This is a genomic window from Ruegeria sp. AA6 (genome assembly GCF_056542865.1).
Genome location: NZ_JBQGAN010000022.1, coordinates 41,822 through 59,038, shown reverse-complemented (window position 1 = coordinate 59,038; position 17,217 = coordinate 41,822). Strand labels below are relative to the sequence as shown.

The 17,217-nt window shown below is 55.8% G+C and carries 27 protein-coding genes and 1 pseudogene; all 28 read left to right on the top strand.

All coding sequences use genetic code 11. From position 1 onward, the window contains the following. Positions 1-113: EF-Tu C-terminal domain-related protein (locus ACR0LN_RS19440; RefSeq protein ID WP_480428719.1), on the top strand; the 113-nt coding region annotated here is incomplete at its 5' end. A gap of 238 nt (positions 114-351) precedes the next feature. Continuing rightward, a complete protein-coding gene (locus ACR0LN_RS19435) occupies positions 352-2,079 on the top strand; it encodes an amidohydrolase (protein WP_480432002.1) in 1,728 nt (575 codons plus the stop codon). A gap of 236 nt (positions 2,080-2,315) precedes the next feature. Next, complete coding sequence (locus ACR0LN_RS19430; protein ID WP_480432001.1) at positions 2,316-3,560, top strand: cation:proton antiporter domain-containing protein; 1,245 nt, start codon at positions 2,316-2,318, stop codon at positions 3,558-3,560. A 1-nt stretch (position 3,561) separates the two neighbouring features. Beyond that, positions 3,562-3,681 (top strand): annotated as a pseudogene (locus ACR0LN_RS19425) (EF-Tu C-terminal domain-related protein); the annotation flags it as partial. A 249-nt stretch (positions 3,682-3,930) separates the two neighbouring features. After that, positions 3,931-4,734 (top strand): hypothetical protein, encoded by an 804-nt coding sequence (locus ACR0LN_RS19420; RefSeq protein WP_480432000.1) that lies wholly within the window; start codon positions 3,931-3,933, stop codon positions 4,732-4,734. A gap of 224 nt (positions 4,735-4,958) precedes the next feature. After that, positions 4,959-5,273, top strand: a complete 315-nt coding sequence (gene rpsJ, locus ACR0LN_RS19415) for a 30S ribosomal protein S10 (RefSeq protein WP_008756422.1) — start codon at positions 4,959-4,961, stop codon at positions 5,271-5,273. A gap of 18 nt (positions 5,274-5,291) precedes the next feature. After that, positions 5,292-6,017, top strand: coding sequence for a 50S ribosomal protein L3 (gene rplC, locus ACR0LN_RS19410; protein ID WP_480431998.1), 726 nt, complete (start codon positions 5,292-5,294; stop codon positions 6,015-6,017). Further along, positions 6,014-6,631: a 50S ribosomal protein L4 gene (gene rplD / locus ACR0LN_RS19405; RefSeq protein WP_155148664.1), complete on the top strand. Its 618-nt coding sequence runs from the start codon at positions 6,014-6,016 to the stop codon at positions 6,629-6,631. Before rplC ends, rplD begins: the two co-directional genes overlap by 4 nt. Continuing rightward, on the top strand, positions 6,628-6,924 hold the full coding sequence (locus ACR0LN_RS19400) for a 50S ribosomal protein L23 (RefSeq protein WP_008757532.1): 297 nt from the start codon (positions 6,628-6,630) through the stop codon (positions 6,922-6,924). Before rplD ends, ACR0LN_RS19400 begins: the two co-directional genes overlap by 4 nt. Before the next feature lie 1,098 nt (positions 6,925-8,022). Beyond that, positions 8,023-8,865, top strand: coding sequence for a 50S ribosomal protein L2 (gene rplB / locus ACR0LN_RS19395; protein WP_170356688.1), 843 nt, complete (start codon positions 8,023-8,025; stop codon positions 8,863-8,865). Between the two features lie 3 nt (positions 8,866-8,868). Next, the gene (gene rpsS / locus ACR0LN_RS19390) at positions 8,869-9,147 is read left to right on the top strand and encodes a 30S ribosomal protein S19 (RefSeq protein WP_005980699.1); all 279 of its coding nucleotides are present in this window, start codon (positions 8,869-8,871) and stop codon (positions 9,145-9,147) included. A 3-nt stretch (positions 9,148-9,150) separates the two neighbouring features. Next, positions 9,151-9,531 carry a 50S ribosomal protein L22 gene (gene rplV / locus ACR0LN_RS19385; protein ID WP_039538267.1) on the top strand — a complete coding sequence of 127 codons (381 nt, stop codon included), beginning with the start codon at positions 9,151-9,153 and terminating at the stop codon, positions 9,529-9,531. Next, entirely contained in the window at positions 9,531-10,241 is a 711-nt protein-coding gene (rpsC, locus tag ACR0LN_RS19380; RefSeq protein ID WP_008758042.1) for a 30S ribosomal protein S3, read from the top strand. Before rplV ends, rpsC begins: the two co-directional genes overlap by 1 nt. Before the next feature lie 12 nt (positions 10,242-10,253). Further along, positions 10,254-10,667 (top strand): 50S ribosomal protein L16, encoded by a 414-nt coding sequence (rplP, locus tag ACR0LN_RS19375; RefSeq protein ID WP_058283513.1) that lies wholly within the window; start codon positions 10,254-10,256, stop codon positions 10,665-10,667. Positions 10,668-10,820: 153 nt separating this feature from the next. Continuing rightward, complete coding sequence (locus ACR0LN_RS19370; RefSeq protein WP_480431996.1) at positions 10,821-11,369, top strand: amino acid synthesis family protein; 549 nt, start codon at positions 10,821-10,823, stop codon at positions 11,367-11,369. A 40-nt stretch (positions 11,370-11,409) separates the two neighbouring features. After that, positions 11,410-12,030, top strand: a complete 621-nt coding sequence (locus ACR0LN_RS19365) for a 2OG-Fe(II) oxygenase family protein (RefSeq protein ID WP_480431994.1) — start codon at positions 11,410-11,412, stop codon at positions 12,028-12,030. A gap of 16 nt (positions 12,031-12,046) precedes the next feature. Further along, positions 12,047-12,649, top strand: a complete 603-nt coding sequence (locus ACR0LN_RS19360) for a hypothetical protein (protein ID WP_480431992.1) — start codon at positions 12,047-12,049, stop codon at positions 12,647-12,649. 235 nt (positions 12,650-12,884) lie between these two features. Then, the gene (gene rpmC, locus ACR0LN_RS19355; RefSeq protein WP_010437082.1) at positions 12,885-13,091 is read left to right on the top strand and encodes a 50S ribosomal protein L29; all 207 of its coding nucleotides are present in this window, start codon (positions 12,885-12,887) and stop codon (positions 13,089-13,091) included. Positions 13,092-13,095: 4 nt separating this feature from the next. Further along, positions 13,096-13,326: a 30S ribosomal protein S17 gene (rpsQ, locus tag ACR0LN_RS19350; protein ID WP_170495397.1), complete on the top strand. Its 231-nt coding sequence runs from the start codon at positions 13,096-13,098 to the stop codon at positions 13,324-13,326. 76 nt (positions 13,327-13,402) lie between these two features. Then, a complete protein-coding gene (gene rplN, locus ACR0LN_RS19345; protein WP_008757934.1) occupies positions 13,403-13,771 on the top strand; it encodes a 50S ribosomal protein L14 in 369 nt (122 codons plus the stop codon). 2 nt (positions 13,772-13,773) lie between these two features. Continuing rightward, a complete protein-coding gene (gene rplX / locus ACR0LN_RS19340) occupies positions 13,774-14,085 on the top strand; it encodes a 50S ribosomal protein L24 (RefSeq protein WP_170356681.1) in 312 nt (103 codons plus the stop codon). Further along, complete coding sequence (rplE, locus tag ACR0LN_RS19335) at positions 14,078-14,638, top strand: 50S ribosomal protein L5 (RefSeq protein ID WP_170429279.1); 561 nt, start codon at positions 14,078-14,080, stop codon at positions 14,636-14,638. Before rplX ends, rplE begins: the two co-directional genes overlap by 8 nt. Positions 14,639-14,657: 19 nt before the next feature. Beyond that, on the top strand, positions 14,658-14,963 hold the full coding sequence (rpsN, locus tag ACR0LN_RS19330; protein WP_068340744.1) for a 30S ribosomal protein S14: 306 nt from the start codon (positions 14,658-14,660) through the stop codon (positions 14,961-14,963). Between the two features lie 13 nt (positions 14,964-14,976). Further along, positions 14,977-15,369: a 30S ribosomal protein S8 gene (rpsH, locus tag ACR0LN_RS19325; protein WP_068340741.1), complete on the top strand. Its 393-nt coding sequence runs from the start codon at positions 14,977-14,979 to the stop codon at positions 15,367-15,369. 11 nt (positions 15,370-15,380) lie between these two features. After that, positions 15,381-15,914: a 50S ribosomal protein L6 gene (rplF, locus tag ACR0LN_RS19320; protein ID WP_170373361.1), complete on the top strand. Its 534-nt coding sequence runs from the start codon at positions 15,381-15,383 to the stop codon at positions 15,912-15,914. 11 nt (positions 15,915-15,925) lie between these two features. After that, positions 15,926-16,285: a 50S ribosomal protein L18 gene (rplR, locus tag ACR0LN_RS19315; protein ID WP_039523386.1), complete on the top strand. Its 360-nt coding sequence runs from the start codon at positions 15,926-15,928 to the stop codon at positions 16,283-16,285. Between the two features lie 116 nt (positions 16,286-16,401). After that, positions 16,402-16,971 carry a 30S ribosomal protein S5 gene (rpsE, locus tag ACR0LN_RS19310; RefSeq protein WP_155148691.1) on the top strand — a complete coding sequence of 190 codons (570 nt, stop codon included), beginning with the start codon at positions 16,402-16,404 and terminating at the stop codon, positions 16,969-16,971. A 12-nt stretch (positions 16,972-16,983) separates the two neighbouring features. Continuing rightward, positions 16,984-17,172: a 50S ribosomal protein L30 gene (gene rpmD, locus ACR0LN_RS19305; protein WP_093965366.1), complete on the top strand. Its 189-nt coding sequence runs from the start codon at positions 16,984-16,986 to the stop codon at positions 17,170-17,172. Positions 17,173-17,217 lie beyond the last annotated feature (45 nt).

Below are 17,217 nucleotides of genomic sequence, written 5' to 3'. Positions count from 1 at the left end.
CGTTCGGCGTTGAGCTGATCGCGCCCATCGCGATGGAAAACGGCCTGCGCTTCGCAATCCGCGAAGGTGGCCGCACCGTCGGCGCCGGCGTTGTCTCGAAAATCATCGAGTAATTCGCACCAGCGATTATCTAAAGAAAGGGTGCCCCTTGGGGCGCCCTTTTTCCTTTTCGACTTACGACCACTCGATGCTAATTTGTTTCTTATTGATACCAGTCAATGGGAAAGAGGTTGTCAGATGAGAATTTCGGCGCATTCACTTCTCTTTAGTGCAGCACTCTTGTTTTCAGCTGCTTCCGCTTCTTCGCAGCAAATTGCAGACCGGATCTATCTGGGCGGGCCGATTGTCACAATGAACGACGAAAGCCCATTCACCGAAGCGGTCGCGGTTAAGGACGGGCGCATTCTTGCGGTCGGATCGCTGTCTGATCTGTCCGCGCATCAAGATGATGGGACGGAAACCTTCGATCTGAACGGGCGCACTATGCTGCCGGGATTCGTCGATAGCCACGGGCATGTCGTCATGGGGGGCTTGCAGGCACTGTCCGCCAACCTTCTTGCACCTCCGGATGGAGAGGTTGTTGATATTGCAAGCCTGCAATCAACGCTGACTGACTGGGCAAAGGAAAATTCAGAGGCCATTGAACAGGTCAAGATGATCATCGGCTTCGGTTACGACAACGCTCAACTTAAGGAACTGCGCCACCCAACGCGGCAAGATCTGGACGCGGTCTCAACGGATTTACCCGTCATCATCATTCATCAATCGGGGCATTTGGGTGTGGCTAATTCTAAGGCGTTGGAATTGGCGGGCATCACGGCTGCTTCCGAAGCCCCTCCGGGCGGCGTGATCCAGCGCGATGACACCGGGGAACCGAACGGTGTTTTGGAAGAGTATGCGTTCTTTTCGGTTCTCGTGCCGATGCTGGGAAATCTGGGCGAAGAGGGGTTGGCGGCCTTCGCCCGGGCCGGTGCCGATCTCTGGGCAAAGTTTGGATATACGACCGGACAAGAAGGTCGGTCTTCGGGCGAAATTGTAGAAGTTCTCAAGGCGGTTGCGGCGAATGATGGGCTTCCCATCGACGTGGTTGCCTTCCCGGACGTTCTTGAATCGCGGGATTACATTGGTGCAAACACCTCTGCGGATTATGACGACCGCGTCAGGGTCGGGGGTTGCAAACTAACAATCGACGGATCGCCACAAGGTTTCACGGCGCTGCGGGATCGGCCCTATTACGACCCTGTTGGCAACTATGCTGCTGGTTATGCAGGTTATGCGGCCATCACGATGGATCAACTGCAGGACGCCGTGAATTGGTGCTACGAAAACGGCTTTCAAATCCTTGTGCATTCGAACGGCGAAGGGGCATCCGACATGCTGATCGCCGCGCTCGAAGAGGCACAGATAAAGTATGGCGACCCGGGAAACCGCCCTGTTCTAATCCACGGCCAGTTTCTGCGAGAGGATCAAGTCGCAAGTTTCAAGCGCCTCGGTGTTTTCCCGTCACTGTTCCCGATGCACACGTTTTACTGGGGCGATTGGCACCGGGATCACACTGTTGGGCCGGTGAATGCCGACAATATCTCGCCCACCGGTTGGCTGCGCGAGCGTGATATGATGTTTGGCACGCACCACGATGCCCCGGTCGCCTTCCCGGACAGTATGCGTGTTCTTGCGGCGACGGTTACCCGCCGCACACGGTCAGGCGATATTTTAGGACCGCATCAGAGAGTTGACGTCATGACTGCCCTGAAGGCCATGACGATCTGGCCCGCTTGGCAACATTTTGAAGAGAATGAGAAGGGATCAATTGAAGTCGGCAAAGTTGCGGACTTTGTGATCCTGTCGGACGATCCTACGGCAATAGACCCCGAGACACTGGCGCAACTCAAAGTGCTTATAACCGTAAAGGGCGACGAGGTCGTTTATGAGGCTGATGAGGGCGTCAAAGAGGGCAGCTTGCGGTTTTCACCGTTTTCAAACGACCCAGTGATTGCCCATCTTTTTATGCATGCGGTGTATCAGGGCATGCAGGTCGAAAACCCTTGGCTTGTGATGAAAAAGCCTGACCTTGACTGAACCTGACTGAGATGGTGCTGAGTTGGGTCTGCCAAACGGCAGACCGTTTGGCGTTGCGTTCATCGTGTCGGAAAACGGGTTGCGCTGCGATCCCTCTCAAAAATCGAAAGAAAATCAGTTCATGTTCGATCACCTCGACGACTTGTATAGGTGACGGTATGGTGCAGAGTTAGTTCATATGGCCCGCACCAGCGGCGCTGTCGTAAAAGTTGCCCGCGAGTAGTTCCTTAAATTCAATGGAAAACTATCTTCTTCTGTCCTTTATTCTCCTCGGTTCGGGAATTGCCATTGTCCCGATAGCCGTGTGGTTGGGGCTTGGTTCGGTTTTGGGGTTTTTGATCGCCGGCATGCTTCTGGGGCCTGCTTTGGCCGCGCTGAATGTCGATGTGGGAAGCCTGGAGCGGTTTGCCGAGTTTGGCGTTGTCATGATGCTGTTTTTAATCGGGTTAGAGCTGGCGCCGAAAAAGCTTTGGGACCTGCGGCACAGGCTGCTCGGTTTGGGCGGGATGCAATTGATTTGCACGACCTGCGCCATCATGGGGCTGGCGATGGCACTGGGACAGCAGTGGCAGGTTGCGCTGGCAATTGGATTGATATTTTCGCTGTCATCCACCGCAATCGTCCTGCAAACCCTGCATGAGAAGAGGTTGCTCATGGGCAGCGGCGGGCAATCGAGCTTTTCGGTACTGCTGATGCAAGACATTGCCGTCATCCCCATTCTGGCGCTGTTGCCACTCTTGGCGCTGCCGGATGTTGCTGCGACGGGTGTAAACGCCGTCAGCCACGGCCCAACGGTCAGTTCGGGATTGTCGGTGAACCTCGTTCAATCTTTGCCCGGCTGGCTACGGGCCTTTGTGACGCTGGGCTCGATTATTCTGGTCATCGTTGGAGGGTCTTACCTGATCGGACCGGTCTTTCGATATGTTGAATCCGCAGACCTGCCCGAGTTGTTTACGGCCATGGCCCTTACTATCGTCGTCGGTGTCGCCGTGCTGATGATGGCCGTTGGATTAACGCCGGCCCTGGGGGCGTTCATTGCCGGGGTGGTGTTGGCGAACAGCGAATATCGACATGCGCTTGAAAAGGAAATCACCCCATTCAAGGGGCTCTTTCTGGGATTGTTTTTTGTAAGTGTCGGAGCCTCGATAAACTTTCGGTTGATGATTGAAAGTTTCGGCACAGTCGTCGCGATTACCTTTGCTTTGATGACCATCAAGGCGGCGGTCCTGTACGTCCTCGGGCGTCTGTTCGGCCTCAGCAGAGCGAATAACTGGCTATTTGCACTCGGGATGGCTCAGGCCGGAGAATTTGGATTTGTTCTGTTGACCTTTGCAGTTTCAATCCATGTGATGAGCGCGGACCTCGGAAATACTTTGATTATCGTCGTGGCCTTGTCGATGGTGCTGACGCCTCTGTTGTTTGTGTTTTACAACAAGTTCGTTGCGCCGCGATATGCGCTTCCAGAGCCAGCGGAGAACTAAAGGCACCGTGACTCTGACCGAAGGCGCCGAGATGGTCATACCCGGCGACAATGTTGGTTTCAGCGTCGAGCTGATCGCACCGATCGTGATGGAAAACAGCCTGCGCTTCGCCATCCGCTAAGGCGGCCGCACCGTCGGCGCCGGTGTTGTGTCGATAATCATCGAGTAAGTCGGCTCTGCCGACTGGTGGGCGGCAGTTGCTCTGAAAGAGCAATGATAGTCCACACTGTTGAGCTAAGGAAGGCCGTCCCACAAAGGGGCGCCCTTCTTAATTTGTGGGTTGCTACTGGCTTTAAGGCGCTGTTTGAATCAGTTGACAACTTGAAGTTGCGCCGAGATATTGCGCGAGCTCAGTCAAGGAACGTGTAGATTGAAAAGACTTAGGAAGCTTGTTTGGTTTTTGTTTTTGGCAACATCAGCAAATGGTCAACCCCAATCGGATTTAGCTGTTCCAACATCTCGGTACATTCGCGAGAATGTAGATCTGATGACATTGAGCTTTTGGCCGGAAGGAATAGCCTTTGAGGCAGTGGGGGATGTTCCGGCTGAACTGGGATTTCATTCAGCGTCAATGCTTCAATTTCTGGGTGAACACGCGGAAACACATGTAGAACTACCAGGACCCGCAAAAAGTTGGTTTGCACCGAAAGACCATATCGGACCTAAAACAAACTACGCAGTATTGTTTGGTCGATTGAAGGATGAAGCGGCGAGAAACGCGACCGAAGTCTACATTGGACGTGACATTGATATTGGGATAACGAACGCCAAGCCGGAGATACGACGGTTGTTGTCATCCGGTTTACCTGTTCAAGGGGCTGGATGTTTCGCTGCTTCGGATGCGAACAAAAAAAACGAGGTACGTGGGTTCGTACTAGTTGTTGATACCGAAGTTTCGCCGCTTGTTCAGAAAGCCTGTATTGATCGTTTCATTCCGTCATCTCTCGGTGTTCTACCAGTGTTCTCGACATTTAGCTGGCCGGAGTATGAGGGGAAACAGCTTCCAAAAGCTGACCCATTTGTAGATGCAAGTGAATTGGTTGTTCTCCTGCGAGCCTCAGCATATTGCAGAAATGTACTGAATGATTTTTCTCTAGAGTGTCCCGGGAAGATTTTGGGTGAAATATATCGGCATCATGAAAGTTTGCTGATCGAAGCTGGCTCAGAAAAATAAATAGTAGTTACCACCGGGCATTAAACGCGATATCCTGAGCCTTCTTTCTCGACTTTCCTGAAATCTCATTTCCCCCTTGCCAAACCCCACCAACCCCACTAATACGCGCGAGTTCTCAACAAGAACGTCAAGGCGGGGTGATTCCCGCCTTTTGGGTTCGAAGAGGGTTGGCGATGCGCGTCTGTCCTCCTCTCAACCTCAACGCCTGATAAAAGGCTGTATCTATGCAAAGCCAAAACATCCGTATTCGGCTGAAGGCATTTGACTATCGCGTTCTGGATGCCAGCACGCAAGAGATCGTCAACACTGCCAAGCGGACCGGCGCGAACGTGCGCGGCCCGATCCCGCTGCCGAACAAGATTGAGAAGTTCACGGTTCTCCGTGGCCCTCACGTTGACAAGAAATCCCGCGACCAGTTCGAGATCCGCACGCACAAGCGTCTGCTCGACATCGTTGATCCGACCCCCCAGACCGTTGACGCGCTGATGAAGCTCGACCTCGCTGCTGGTGTGGACGTCGAGATCAAGCTGCAGTCGTAAGATCGGAGGGTATAGAATATGCGCTCTGGTATTATCGCAAAAAAAGTTGGCATGACCCGCCTGTTCATGGAAGACGGCAAGCAGATCCCTGTGACCGTTCTTCAACTGGACAACCTTCAGGTCGTTGCACAGCGTACCGCTGACAAAGACGGCTACACCGCCGTTCAGCTGGGCGCCGGTGCTGCCAAGGCAAAACGCACCTCGAAAGCCATGCGCGGTCACTACGCCGCTGCCAAGGTCGAGCCCAAGCGTAAGCTGGCCGAGTTTCGCGTCTCCGAAGATGGCCTGATCGAAGTGGGTGCCGAGATTTCGGCAGAACACTTCCTGGAAGGTCAGAAGGTTGACGTTTCGGGCACCTCGATCGGTAAAGGCTTTGCCGGTGCGATGAAGCGCCACAACTTCGGTGGTCTGCGCGCCTCGCACGGTGTTTCGATCAGCCACCGTTCGCACGGTTCGACCGGTCAGTGTCAGGACCCGGGTAAGGTTTTTAAAGGCAAGAAGATGGCCGGTCACATGGGTGCTGCCCGTGTCACCACCCAGAACCTGGAAGTCGTCAAAACCGACGCCGACCGGAACCTGGTCTTCATCAAAGGCGCCGTTCCCGGACCGAAATCGGGCTGGGTCACCGTCAAGGACGCCGTGAAGAAGAAAGCACCGGAAGGTCTGCCTTTCCCGGCTGCTGTGAAATCGGCTGCAACCGAAGCACCTGCGGAAGAAGCTCCCGCGGAAGGTGGTGAAGCATGAAACTTGATGTAATCAAACTGGACGGCGGCAAAGCCGGCGACATCGAGCTGAACGCCGATCTGTTCGGTCTCGAGCCGCGCGCGGACATCCTGCACCGTGTGGTCCGTTGGCAGCGCAACAACGCGCAGGCCGGCACCCACAAGGTCAAGACCCGCTCGGAAACCAGCTACTCGACCAAGAAGATCTATCGCCAGAAGGGCACAGGTGGCGCACGCCATGGTGACCGTAACGCGCCGATCTTCCGCAAGGGTGGTATCTACAAGGGCCCGACCCCTCGTTCGCACGGCCACGACCTGCCGAAGAAGTTCCGCAAGCTTGGCCTGCGCCACGCTCTGTCGGCCAAAGCCAAGGCAGGTGAACTGGTTGTGATCGAAAACGCCGAAGCCGAAGGCAAGACCGCCGCTCTGGCCAAACAGGTTGCAAACCTGGGCTGGAAACGTGCTCTGGTCATCGACGGCGCGACCGTGAACGAAGGTTTCCTGAAGGCGTCGCGCAACATCGAAGGTCTGGATATCCTGCCGTCGATGGGTGCAAACGTTTATGACATCCTCAAGCGTGACACCCTGGTGCTCACCAAAGCGGCTGTCGAAGCACTGGAGGCTCGTCTGAAATGAGCGCGAAGGCAGAACACTACGACGTGATCCGCAAGCCGATCATCACCGAAAAGTCGACCATGGCGTCCGAAAACGGCGCGGTTGTCTTTGAAGTGGCGATCGACAGCAACAAGCCGCAGATCAAAGAGGCCGTTGAGGCGCTGTTTGGTGTGAAGGTCAAAGCGGTGAATACCACCGTGACCAAAGGCAAGGTCAAGCGGTTCCGCGGCCAGCTGGGCCGTCGGAAAGACGTCAAAAAAGCATATGTGACCCTGGAAGAGGGCAACACAATCGACGTGAGCACCGGTCTCTGATCGGATCACGTTTGTGGAGAAAGACAAAGGCCCCCGCGAAAGCGGGGGTTTTTTGTTGGACCAGAGTACAAGCCGCGCCAGCGACTGCCCGTGGGATGGCGCTGCAACGGTCGAACTGTGCACTTTATGGTGCCAAATACAGCCGAACTCGCAGTGAGTCGCAATGGTCCCCAAAGCGCCAGCCCGCCGGGACGGGCAGTCGCTGGCGCGGCGGCCTCCGGCCTTGTTCCGCGCGGCTGGTGGTCTCTGCGTACAGTTGTTTGCAGACGCCAAAACTTCATCTGGCTTAGTACCTAAGACGGTTTGATTTTCACTGCATGCAAATGACTGATAGCTTCGGTTTTTCCAGACTTAGAAAAACCGAAGCTATGGTCATAAGAAGGGGCAACTAAAGTGATCGGGAGCAGGCGTTGGCATCGGCTGCCTGTCGTTCTGTAATTCCGTTCGTGACTACATAGAAATAAGTTGTGCGACCACCAGACTTCGATTGAAACAATTGAAACGGCTGCTCAATGCCAGCGTCCAATCCGCATTGGATCGCACGGTCCTTTTTAGAAGGTTGCCTAGATTCTGGAGTACCTGAGGTGCTGCAGGCTGATACGAGCGTAAGTATGCAAATTGTTGTGGTAAACAAAGATAGATTTCTTCTCATTTCTTTTTCCCGTTGTATGGTTTTGAGGACTAAATCAACCGACTTGGTTGGATCAGCAAACATTAAGAAGCGGCAATAAATTTTAAGTTGTGAAAATGTAACTTGGGGCGGTTCTCTTGCTGGCCGTTTAACTGATGAGATGAAAACTTGTTGAGAAGTGAGTGCTGTGGATGGTGGCGGCATCAATGAGAACGAAGTTGGTATCTTATTTTGTGAGCTCGAGCGGCCAACTTTTGCTGCTAACCCCAAAAAGAATTTAAGCAGACAACCTATAGACACCCCCCCCCAACCCTGTTACATGCACCCAATCTTGCGGCCTCGGATTCGTTCCGGGGCCTCTGATATTTGTAACCGGGGACCTTCGGGGCCCTATACCCTTGGCACCTACGGGGGCCTATCACATAGCAGGGAACATCCCTGCACTTGCTAAACGGAAGACAGAAAGCATGGCACTCAAGTCGTACAAGCCGACGACGCCGGGCCAGCGCGGGCTGGTGCTGATCGACCGTTCGGAGCTTTGGAAAGGACGTCCGGTCAAGTCTCTCACAGAGGGTTTGACCAAATCGGGCGGCCGGAACAACACCGGACGGATCACTTCACGCCGCCGCGGCGGTGGCGCAAAGCGTCTCTACCGGATCGTTGACTTCAAACGGAACAAATTTGATGTCGCGGCAACCGTCGAGCGGATCGAATATGACCCGAACCGGACCGCATTCATCGCACTGGTAAAATACGAAGACGGCGAGCAGGCATATATCCTGGCTCCGCAGCGTCTGGCTGTTGGTGACAAAGTCATCGCGTCGGCAAAAGCTGACATCAAGCCGGGCAACGCAATGCCGTTCTCGGGCATGCCCATTGGTACCATCGTCCACAACATCGAGATGAAGCCTGGCAAAGGCGGTCAGATCGCACGTGCGGCCGGTACTTACGCTCAGTTCGTTGGTCGCGATGGCGGCTACGCTCAGATCCGTCTGAGCTCGGGCGAGCTGCGCATGGTCCGTCAGGAATGCATGGCCACCGTTGGTGCCGTGTCCAACCCCGACAACAGCAACCAGAACCTCGGTAAAGCCGGCCGTATGCGCCACAAAGGCGTTCGTCCGTCGGTTCGTGGTGTTGCAATGAACCCGATCGATCACCCGCACGGTGGTGGTGAAGGTCGTACCTCGGGTGGCCGTACGCCGGTTACTCCGTGGGGTAAGGACACCAAGGGTAAGCGTACCCGCAACAAGAACAAAGCGTCCCAGAAGCTGATCATCCGCTCGCGGCACGCCAAGAAGAAGGGACGTTAATCTATGTCTCGCTCTGTTTGGAAGGGTCCTTTCGTCGATGCTTACGTGCTGAAAAAAGCCGAAGCAGCGCGCGAGTCGGGCCGCAACGAAGTCATCAAAATCTGGTCGCGTCGTTCCACCATTCTGCCCCAGTTCGTGGGTCTGACCTTTGGTGTGTACAACGGCCAGAAGCACATTCCCGTCAACGTCTCGGAAGACATGATCGGTCAGAAGTTCGGTGAGTACTCGCCGACCCGCACCTATTATGGCCACGCCGCAGACAAAAAAGCGAAGCGGAAGTAAGTCATGGGCAAGGAAAAGAACCCCCGCCGCGTGGCTGAAAACGAAGCAATGGCGAAAACCCGCATGCTTCGCACCAGCCCGCAGAAACTGAACCTGGTTGCGCAAATGATCCGCGGCAAGAAAGTTGAGAAGGCTCTGACCGACCTGACTTTCAGCAACAAGCGTGTCGCGCAGGACGTCAAGAAGTGCCTGCAGTCCGCAATCGCGAATGCCGAAAACAACCACAACCTGGACGTTGACGAGCTGATCGTCGCCGAAGCATGGGTTGGTAAGAACCTGGTCATGAAGCGCGGTCGTCCGCGTGCCCGTGGCCGTTTCGGCAAGATCATGAAGCCGTTCTCGGAGATCACCATCAAGGTGCGTCAAGTTGAGGAGCAAGCCTAATGGGTCATAAAGTAAATCCGATCGGCATGCGCCTGCAGGTCAACCGCACCTGGGACAGCCGCTGGTACGCCGACACCAAGGACTACGGTGATCTTCTGCTGGAAGACCTCAAGATCCGTGAGTTCATCAACAAAGAGTGCAAGCAGGCCGGTGTTGCCCGTGTGATCATCGAACGTCCGCACAAAAAGTGCCGCGTTACGATCCACACTGCACGTCCCGGTGTCATCATCGGCAAGAAAGGTGCAGACATCGAAGTTCTGCGCAAAAAGCTTGCTCGTATGACCGACAGCGAACTGCACCTGAACATCGTCGAAGTGCGCAAGCCCGAGCTTGACGCGCAGCTGGTTGCCGAGTCCATCGCTCAGCAGCTGGAACGTCGTGTTTCGTTCCGTCGCGCAATGAAGCGCTCGGTTCAGAACGCCATGCGCATGGGCGCCCTGGGTATCCGGGTGAACGTCGCGGGTCGTCTGGGCGGCGCCGAAATCGCACGGACCGAGTGGTATCGCGAAGGCCGCGTGCCTCTGCACACCCTGCGTGCCGACATCGATTACGCACATGCCGAAGCGATGACCCCCTACGGGATCATCGGGATCAAGGTCTGGATCTTCAAAGGTGAGATCATGGAGCACGATCCGCAGGCACGTGACCGTAAAGCACAGGAACTCCAGGACGGCCCTGCACCTCGTGGTGCTGGTGGCGGTCGTCGCTAAGGAGGGAAAGATATGCTTCAACCAAAGCGTACTAAATTCCGCAAGATGCACAAAGGCCGGATCAAGGGTCTCGCCAAAGGCGGCTCTGATCTGAACTTTGGCACCTACGGCCTGAAAGCTCTTGAGCCTGAGCGTGTAACTGCACGTCAGATCGAAGCTGCACGTCGTGCCATGACGCGTCACATGAAGCGTCAGGGCCGCGTCTGGATCCGCATCTTCCCCGACACTCCGGTCACTGCAAAGCCGATCGAAGTTCGTATGGGTAAGGGTAAAGGTTCGGTCGACCGCTGGGCCTGCAAAGTCAAGCCTGGCCGCGTGATGTTCGAGATCGACGGCGTCAATGACGACATCGCCCGCGAGGCCCTGCGCCTGGCCGCGATGAAGCTGCCGATCAAGACCCGCGTCGTGGTTCGCGAAGACTGGTAAGCGATAAGGGGGAGACCCTGTTCGTGACAAGATTGACCCCCGTCGGGACACCGGCGGGGGTTTTCTTTTGTCTCATGTGATCCGGGTGGCCGCGAAATAAGTCGACGTCTGACCAAAGCGTTTCTAGGCTGTTTTGAGGATCAGGAGGGATTTATGGATAAGCTGCGCAAGAAGATCTTCGTCAAGGAAGTCATAACCACGGATCAACTGGGTCAACCCTGTGATCCAATCAGTCGTGTTGCGGTCATGGCAGTCGTTCAGAATCCACTGGCGAGAGCGTTTTCAGAGGATTTGTCCGAGTTGTTCGAGATTGGCGGCTCTTTGGGCGCGGAACTTGCCGCGGAGCTGGTTGCGCAGCTGGACGGTGCACCGGTTTCGTACGGCAAAGCCGCGATTGTCGGCGTGAACGGTGATCTCGAGCAGGCAGGCGCGGTGATCCACCCAAAACTCGGCGCACCCATGCGCGCGGCCGCGGGCGGAGGAGAGGCGGTGATCCCCTCGAACGCCAAGCTAGGCGCACCGGGTTGCGCGATTGATCTGCCGCTTGGGCATAAGGACAACCCGTGGTCGTTTGACCACTTCGATACGATGACGTTGAACGTCCCGGATGCACCAAAACCGGACGAAATCGTGTTATGCCTCGCTTATGCTGATGGCGGACGTCCGATCCCGCGCTGTGGCAAAGGGCCCGTCAAAAGCTAATCGGCTGGCCTTGTCGCAGGGGCTGCGGTATGCCCGGCTCATGGCACAGATTGAATCACTCTTCGTTACCCGTCTCTATCGCGCTGCTTTGTCCGAGTTCGATCCAAAGGTCGACGCGGGCGAGCTGGAAAGTTCCTGCCTTGTCATCGCCGAGGATGATGAGGCCGGGCAGGAATGGTGCGAAGAGAACGGCTATCCCGGCTATACTAGCTATGCCTCGCTGACCGATTTGCCCTGGCGCTTCCCGATTTTCGCTGATCTGGTCGCGGCGCTGGATCATCACGTCGCGGCCTTTGCCAAGGATCTGGAGTTCGATCTGGGCGAGGGCGAATTGAAACTGGAAGACCTGTGGATCAACATCCTGCCCGAGGGCGGGATGCATTCCAGCCACCTGCACCCGCACAGCGTGATCTCGGGTACGACCTATGTGTCGATGCCGGAAGGGGCGAGTGCTCTGAAACTTGAAGACCCACGCTCGGGCCGCATGATGGCTGCCCCGACGCGGATCAAAGGCGGGCGGCGGGATTTGCAGCCGTTCATCTATATGAAGCCTCAGGTGGGGGATGTCCTGCTGTGGGAAAGCTGGCTACGCCACGAGGTGCCGATGAATATGGCCGAGGAAGAGCGGATTTCGGTGAGTTTTAATTACAAGTGGGACTAAGGTCAAAAAAGTGGAAATGAAAAACAACCTGCCAATAGCGTTACTTTCTTTATCGATGTTAGTTGCCCCACCCGTGTTAGCGGATTGTCTGAAATGGGAAGACGTTGAAAGCGGGATCATAACAGAATCGAACGGTTCTCAGATTGTCTGGGAGAGGATTCCAAAAGGGCCGGGGATAATAGTAAGAATTGCAGCCGGCAACTCCGGACAAAACACAATCACTCGTTACTCTGCTCATCCTTTGTTGCCTGATGAACTCTTTTGGGGAACAGAAATCAGCGCAAGCCGTGTTTACGCAGGTGCGTTGGAAGAGATTGAAAACCTAGAAGTTAGTAAAATTTGGCGATCTGACTTTGTTAAAGAGGCTGAAACGGGAGACGCTGTTTCTGGCCATGTTACTCTGGAGTTCCGCAAACACCGCATCGAAAGAGTAGGGGATTGCAAATACAAGGTCTGGGAAGTGTTGGCGCGTGAGGTGATTGGAAGTTCGAACGAAGCCACTAGAAGGATGCTATACTCGCCTGAGTTGAAAATTGTGCTGAGAAGAAGTGTTTCACATGGAACTGAGGCGCGTGTTTTGGGCGCAGGATATGGCAGTGTTAAGGCGTTGGTTGAATAAGGTTGGTTGAATAAGGATGTGATTGTCGTAAAGGCAACGCGCCGTGCTGCCTGAAATGTCCCTATAGGACACTCCCCAAACTTCCTCTTGCCACCCACCCCCTAAACCCTTATACGGCGGCATCCTGCAAGTCCCCCGGCCGAGTCGGGGGATTCGCATGTCTATCATTCATCCACCAGGTCCAAGGTGACCCTGTCAGGGGGCCTTCTGGTGTTTTGAGCAAAGGAAAAAGTCGATGAACGCCCAAGAACTGCGTGACAAGACCCCGGACCAGCTCCGCGAGGAACTGGCCAACCTGAAGAAAGAAAGCTTTAACCTGCGCTTTCAACAGGCAACCGGTCAGCTGGAAAACACTGCTGGCATCAAAGCGGCCCGCCGCAATGCTGCCCGTGTCAAAACCATTCTGAACGAAAAGGCCGCTGCAGCGGCATCCGAGGAGTAATCAGATGCCCAAGCGTATCCTGTCCGGCACCGTAACAAGCGACGCAAACGAGCAGACCGTAACCGTTCTGGTCGAGCGCCGTTTCAAGCACCCGCTGCTGCACAAAACCGTTCGTAAGTCCAAGAAATACCGGGCTCATGACGAAAAGAACGCCTTCAAGGTCGGCGACACCGTACGCATCATCGAATGCGCGCCGAAATCGAAGACGAAACGTTGGGAAGTTCTGGAAGCGTAAGCTTCCGGGATTTTTCCATTTGTCGAAACCCTGGGGGATCTAACCAGACCAGCCCCCACAGGTCGGGAGAAACCACATGATCCAGATGCAGACCAATCTGGATGTCGCTGACAACTCCGGCGCACGCCGAGTTCAGTGCATCAAGGTCCTGGGTGGTTCCAAGCGTAAATACGCCTCCGTCGGCGACATCATTGTCGTCTCGGTGAAGGAAGCCATCCCGCGCGGCCGCGTAAAGAAAGGTGACGTCCGTAAGGCCGTCGTCGTACGCACCGCCAAGGAAGTCCGTCGCGAAGACGGCACCGCGATCCGTTTTGATCGCAACGCCGCCGTCATTCTGAACAACAACAACGAGCCAGTCGGTACCCGTATCTTTGGCCCCGTTGTTCGTGAACTGCGCGGCAAGAACTTCATGAAAATCATCTCGCTGGCTCCGGAGGTGCTGTAATCATGGCTGCTAAACTCCGCAAAGGCGACAAGGTCGTCGTGCTGGCCGGCAAGGACAAGGGCAAAGAGGGAACCATTTCCTCGGTTGACCCGAAAGCCGGCAAAGCTGTTGTCGAAGGCATCAATATTGCCATCCGTCACACCCGTCAGTCGCAAACTTCGCAAGGTGGTCGTCTGCCCCAGGCAAACCCGATCCAACTGTCGAACCTGGCGCTGCTGGACAAGAACGGCAAAGCAACCCGCGTCGGCTTCCGCATGGAAGGTGACAAGAAGGTCCGCTTCGCCAAGACCACAGGGGACGTGATCGATGCTTGATAACGCAACCTACACCCCGCGTCTGAAAGCTCAGTACGTTGAAACCATCCGTGCCGCTCTGAAAGAAGAGTTCGGCTACAAGAACGACATGCAGCTGCCCAAGCTGGAAAAAATCGTTCTGAACATCGGTTGTGGTGCTGAGGCCGTCAAGGACTCGAAGAAAGCGAAAGCTGCCGTCGAAGATCTGACTGCAATCGCTGGTCAACAGGCCGTTGCAACCAAGGCGAAGAAGTCGATCGCGGGTTTCCGCGTCCGTGAAGACATGCCGCTGGGCGCGAAAGTGACCCTGCGCGGTGACCGGATGTACGAATTCCTGGATCGTCTGATCACCATCGCGCTGCCGCGCGTTCGTGACTTCCGCGGTGTTAAGCCGTCTTTCGATGGTCAGGGCAACTTTGCCATGGGCATGAAAGAGCACATCGTGTTCCCGGAAATCGACTTCGACAAGGTCGACGAGGTCTGGGGCCTGGATATCGTAATTGCCACCACAGCGAAAACCGACGCTGAAGCAAAGAGCCTGTTGAAAGCTTTCAACATGCCCTTCAACGCTTAAGCGCCGCGAGGATTGAGACATGGCTAAAAAAGCAATGATCGAACGCGAGAAGAAGCGCGAACGCCTGGTGGCCAAATATGCCGCAAAGCGTGCCGAGCTGAAAGAAATCGCGAATGACGAGAGCCGCCCGATGGAAGAGCGTTTCAAAGCGCGTCTGAAACTGGCGAAACTGCCGCGCAACAGCTCGGCTACCCGTCTGCACAACCGTTGTCAGCTGACCGGTCGTCCTCACGCTTACTACCGTAAGCTGAAGGTCAGCCGTATTGCGCTGCGCGAGCTGGGTTCTGCTGGTCAGATCCCCGGCATGGTGAAATCGAGCTGGTAAGGGAGACATAGATATGAATGATCCTATCGGCGATATGCTCACCCGTATCCGCAACGCGCAAATGCGCGGCAAGTCCACCGTTTCCACCCCGGCGTCCAAGCTGCGCGGTTGGGTTCTGGACGTGCTGGCGGACGAAGGCTACATCCGTGGCTATGAAAAGACGACCGGTGAAAACGGTCATCCGGCCATCGAAATCAGCCTGAAATACTACGAAGGCACCCCTGTCATTCGCGAACTGAAGCGGGTTTCCAAGCCTGGTCGTCGCGTCTACATGGGCGTCAATGACATCCCGCAGGTCCGTCAGGGTCTGGGCGTGTCGATTGTCAGCACTCCGAAAGGTGTGATGTCGGACGCAAACGCTCGCTCCAACAATGTTGGCGGCGAAGTGCTCTGCACCGTCTTCTAAGGAGGTCTGCAATGTCTCGTATTGGTAAAAAACCGGTCGAGCTGCCCAGCGGCGTTACCGCCTCTGTGTCGGGTCAGACCATCGAAGTCAAAGGTCCGAAAGGCACCCGCAGCTTCACCGCGACCGACGACGTAACGCTGTCGGTTGAAGACAACGTGGTCAAGATCGACCCCCGTGGCATGTCCAAGCGTGCGCGTCAGCAGTGGGGCATGAGCCGCACCATGGTTGCCAACCTGGTAACCGGTGTGACCGAAGGCTTCAAAAAAGAGCTGGAGATCCAGGGTGTTGGTTACCGGGCTCAGATGCAGGGCAACACCCTGAAGCTGAACCTGGGCTACAGCCATGATGTTGATTTCACTGCCCCGGAAGGTGTCACCATCACCGCGCCGAAGCAGACCGAGATCGTTGTGGAAGGTATCGACCAGCAGCAGGTGGGCGAAGTCGCGGCCAAAATCCGCGAATGGCGCCGTCCCGAGCCGTATAAAGGCAAGGGCATCCGCTATAAGGGCGAGTTCATCTTCCGCAAGGAAGGCAAGAAGAAGTAAGGACGCAGACAATGGCAAACAGCAAAAGAACCCTGTTTCTGAAGCGCCGCCTGCGCGTTCGGAACAAACTTCGCAAAGTCAACGCCGGCCGCGTACGCCTGTCGGTTCACCGTTCGAACAAGAACATCAGCGTTCAGCTGATCGACGACGTTCGTGGCGTGACCCTGGCCTCGGCCTCGACCCTGGAAAAAGATCTGGGTGTTGTTGGCAAGAACAACGTCGAAGCGGCCACCAAAGTGGGCGCGGCCATCGCCGAGCGTGCCAAAAAGGCAGGCGTCGAAGAGGCCTATTTCGATCGTGGTGGCTTCCTGTTCCACGGCAAAGTGAAGGCTGTCGCCGACGCTGCGCGTGAAGGTGGTCTGAAGATCTAAGGCCTGCGGGCAGCTTTGCGGCTGCCCCGATGATCCGGGGGCCTCGGCAGCAGTCGGGGCTCACTTGGATTGAAGAAAACGGCGCCGTATGCGCCACATGAGAAAAGGGATGCCAAATGGCAGAACGTGAAAACCGTCGGGGCCGTGGTCGCGACCGTGAAGAAGCACCGGAATTTGCTGACCGTCTGGTCGCAATCAACCGCGTGTCGAAAACCGTAAAAGGTGGTAAGCGCTTTGGCTTCGCCGCTCTGGTGGTTGTCGGCGATCAGAAAGGCCGCGTCGGCTTTGGCAAAGGTAAAGCGAAAGAAGTACCTGAAGCCATCCGTAAGGCGACTGAACAAGCCAAGCGTCAAATGATCCGCGTGCAACTGCGTGAAGGTCGTACTCTGCACCATGACATCGAGGGCCGTCACGGCGCTGGTAAAGTGGTTATGCGCACCGCACCTGAAGGTACTGGTATCATCGCCGGTGGTCCGATGCGTGCCGTGTTCGAAATGCTGGGCGTGAAGGACGTTGTGTCCAAGTCGCTGGGCTCGCAGAACCCGTACAACATGATCCGCGCCACCATCAACGGCCTGCAAAAAGAGCAGAGCCCGCGTTCGGTTGCCGCACGTCGTGGCAAAAAGGTTGCCGACATCCTGCCCAAGCGGGACGAAGCACCGGCTGCTGCTGAAGCAGAAGCATAAGGAGAGCGACCCATGGCAAAAACCATCGTCGTCAAGCAGATCGGTTCCCCGATCCGCCGCCCCGCCGAACAGCGCGCAACCCTGATCGGTCTGGGCCTGAACAAGATGCACAAGACCCGTGAGCTGGAAGACACTCCTTCGATCCGCGGCATGGTCAACAAGATCCCGCATCTGGTTGAGATCATCGAAGAGCGCGGCTAAGTGCCTCTTTCATAGAACTTAGAAACGCCTCCGACTTTTCGGGGG

Excerpts from the sequence above, each read along its gene's own strand:
- ACR0LN_RS19435 (WP_480432002.1), top strand. The coding sequence starts at position 352 with ATGAACGACGAAAGCCCATTCACCGAAGCGGTCGCGGTTAAGGACGGG.
- ACR0LN_RS19430 (WP_480432001.1), top strand. The coding sequence starts at position 2,316 with ATGGAAAACTATCTTCTTCTGTCCTTTATTCTCCTCGGTTCGGGAATT.
- rpsJ (WP_008756422.1), top strand. The coding sequence starts at position 4,959 with ATGCAAAGCCAAAACATCCGTATTCGGCTGAAGGCATTTGACTATCGC.
- rplC (WP_480431998.1), top strand. The coding sequence starts at position 5,292 with ATGCGCTCTGGTATTATCGCAAAAAAAGTTGGCATGACCCGCCTGTTC.
- rplD (WP_155148664.1), top strand. The coding sequence starts at position 6,014 with ATGAAACTTGATGTAATCAAACTGGACGGCGGCAAAGCCGGCGACATC.
- ACR0LN_RS19400 (WP_008757532.1), top strand. The coding sequence starts at position 6,628 with ATGAGCGCGAAGGCAGAACACTACGACGTGATCCGCAAGCCGATCATC.
- rplB (WP_170356688.1), top strand. The coding sequence starts at position 8,023 with ATGGCACTCAAGTCGTACAAGCCGACGACGCCGGGCCAGCGCGGGCTG.
- rpsS (WP_005980699.1), top strand. The coding sequence starts at position 8,869 with ATGTCTCGCTCTGTTTGGAAGGGTCCTTTCGTCGATGCTTACGTGCTG.
- rplV (WP_039538267.1), top strand. The coding sequence starts at position 9,151 with ATGGGCAAGGAAAAGAACCCCCGCCGCGTGGCTGAAAACGAAGCAATG.
- rpsC (WP_008758042.1), top strand. The coding sequence starts at position 9,531 with ATGGGTCATAAAGTAAATCCGATCGGCATGCGCCTGCAGGTCAACCGC.
- rplP (WP_058283513.1), top strand. The coding sequence starts at position 10,254 with ATGCTTCAACCAAAGCGTACTAAATTCCGCAAGATGCACAAAGGCCGG.
- ACR0LN_RS19370 (WP_480431996.1), top strand. The coding sequence starts at position 10,821 with ATGGATAAGCTGCGCAAGAAGATCTTCGTCAAGGAAGTCATAACCACG.
- ACR0LN_RS19365 (WP_480431994.1), top strand. The coding sequence starts at position 11,410 with ATGGCACAGATTGAATCACTCTTCGTTACCCGTCTCTATCGCGCTGCT.
- ACR0LN_RS19360 (WP_480431992.1), top strand. The coding sequence starts at position 12,047 with ATGAAAAACAACCTGCCAATAGCGTTACTTTCTTTATCGATGTTAGTT.
- rpmC (WP_010437082.1), top strand. The coding sequence starts at position 12,885 with ATGAACGCCCAAGAACTGCGTGACAAGACCCCGGACCAGCTCCGCGAG.
- rpsQ (WP_170495397.1), top strand. The coding sequence starts at position 13,096 with ATGCCCAAGCGTATCCTGTCCGGCACCGTAACAAGCGACGCAAACGAG.
- rplN (WP_008757934.1), top strand. The coding sequence starts at position 13,403 with ATGATCCAGATGCAGACCAATCTGGATGTCGCTGACAACTCCGGCGCA.
- rplX (WP_170356681.1), top strand. The coding sequence starts at position 13,774 with ATGGCTGCTAAACTCCGCAAAGGCGACAAGGTCGTCGTGCTGGCCGGC.
- rplE (WP_170429279.1), top strand. The coding sequence starts at position 14,078 with ATGCTTGATAACGCAACCTACACCCCGCGTCTGAAAGCTCAGTACGTT.
- rpsN (WP_068340744.1), top strand. The coding sequence starts at position 14,658 with ATGGCTAAAAAAGCAATGATCGAACGCGAGAAGAAGCGCGAACGCCTG.
- rpsH (WP_068340741.1), top strand. The coding sequence starts at position 14,977 with ATGAATGATCCTATCGGCGATATGCTCACCCGTATCCGCAACGCGCAA.
- rplF (WP_170373361.1), top strand. The coding sequence starts at position 15,381 with ATGTCTCGTATTGGTAAAAAACCGGTCGAGCTGCCCAGCGGCGTTACC.
- rplR (WP_039523386.1), top strand. The coding sequence starts at position 15,926 with ATGGCAAACAGCAAAAGAACCCTGTTTCTGAAGCGCCGCCTGCGCGTT.
- rpsE (WP_155148691.1), top strand. The coding sequence starts at position 16,402 with ATGGCAGAACGTGAAAACCGTCGGGGCCGTGGTCGCGACCGTGAAGAA.
- rpmD (WP_093965366.1), top strand. The coding sequence starts at position 16,984 with ATGGCAAAAACCATCGTCGTCAAGCAGATCGGTTCCCCGATCCGCCGC.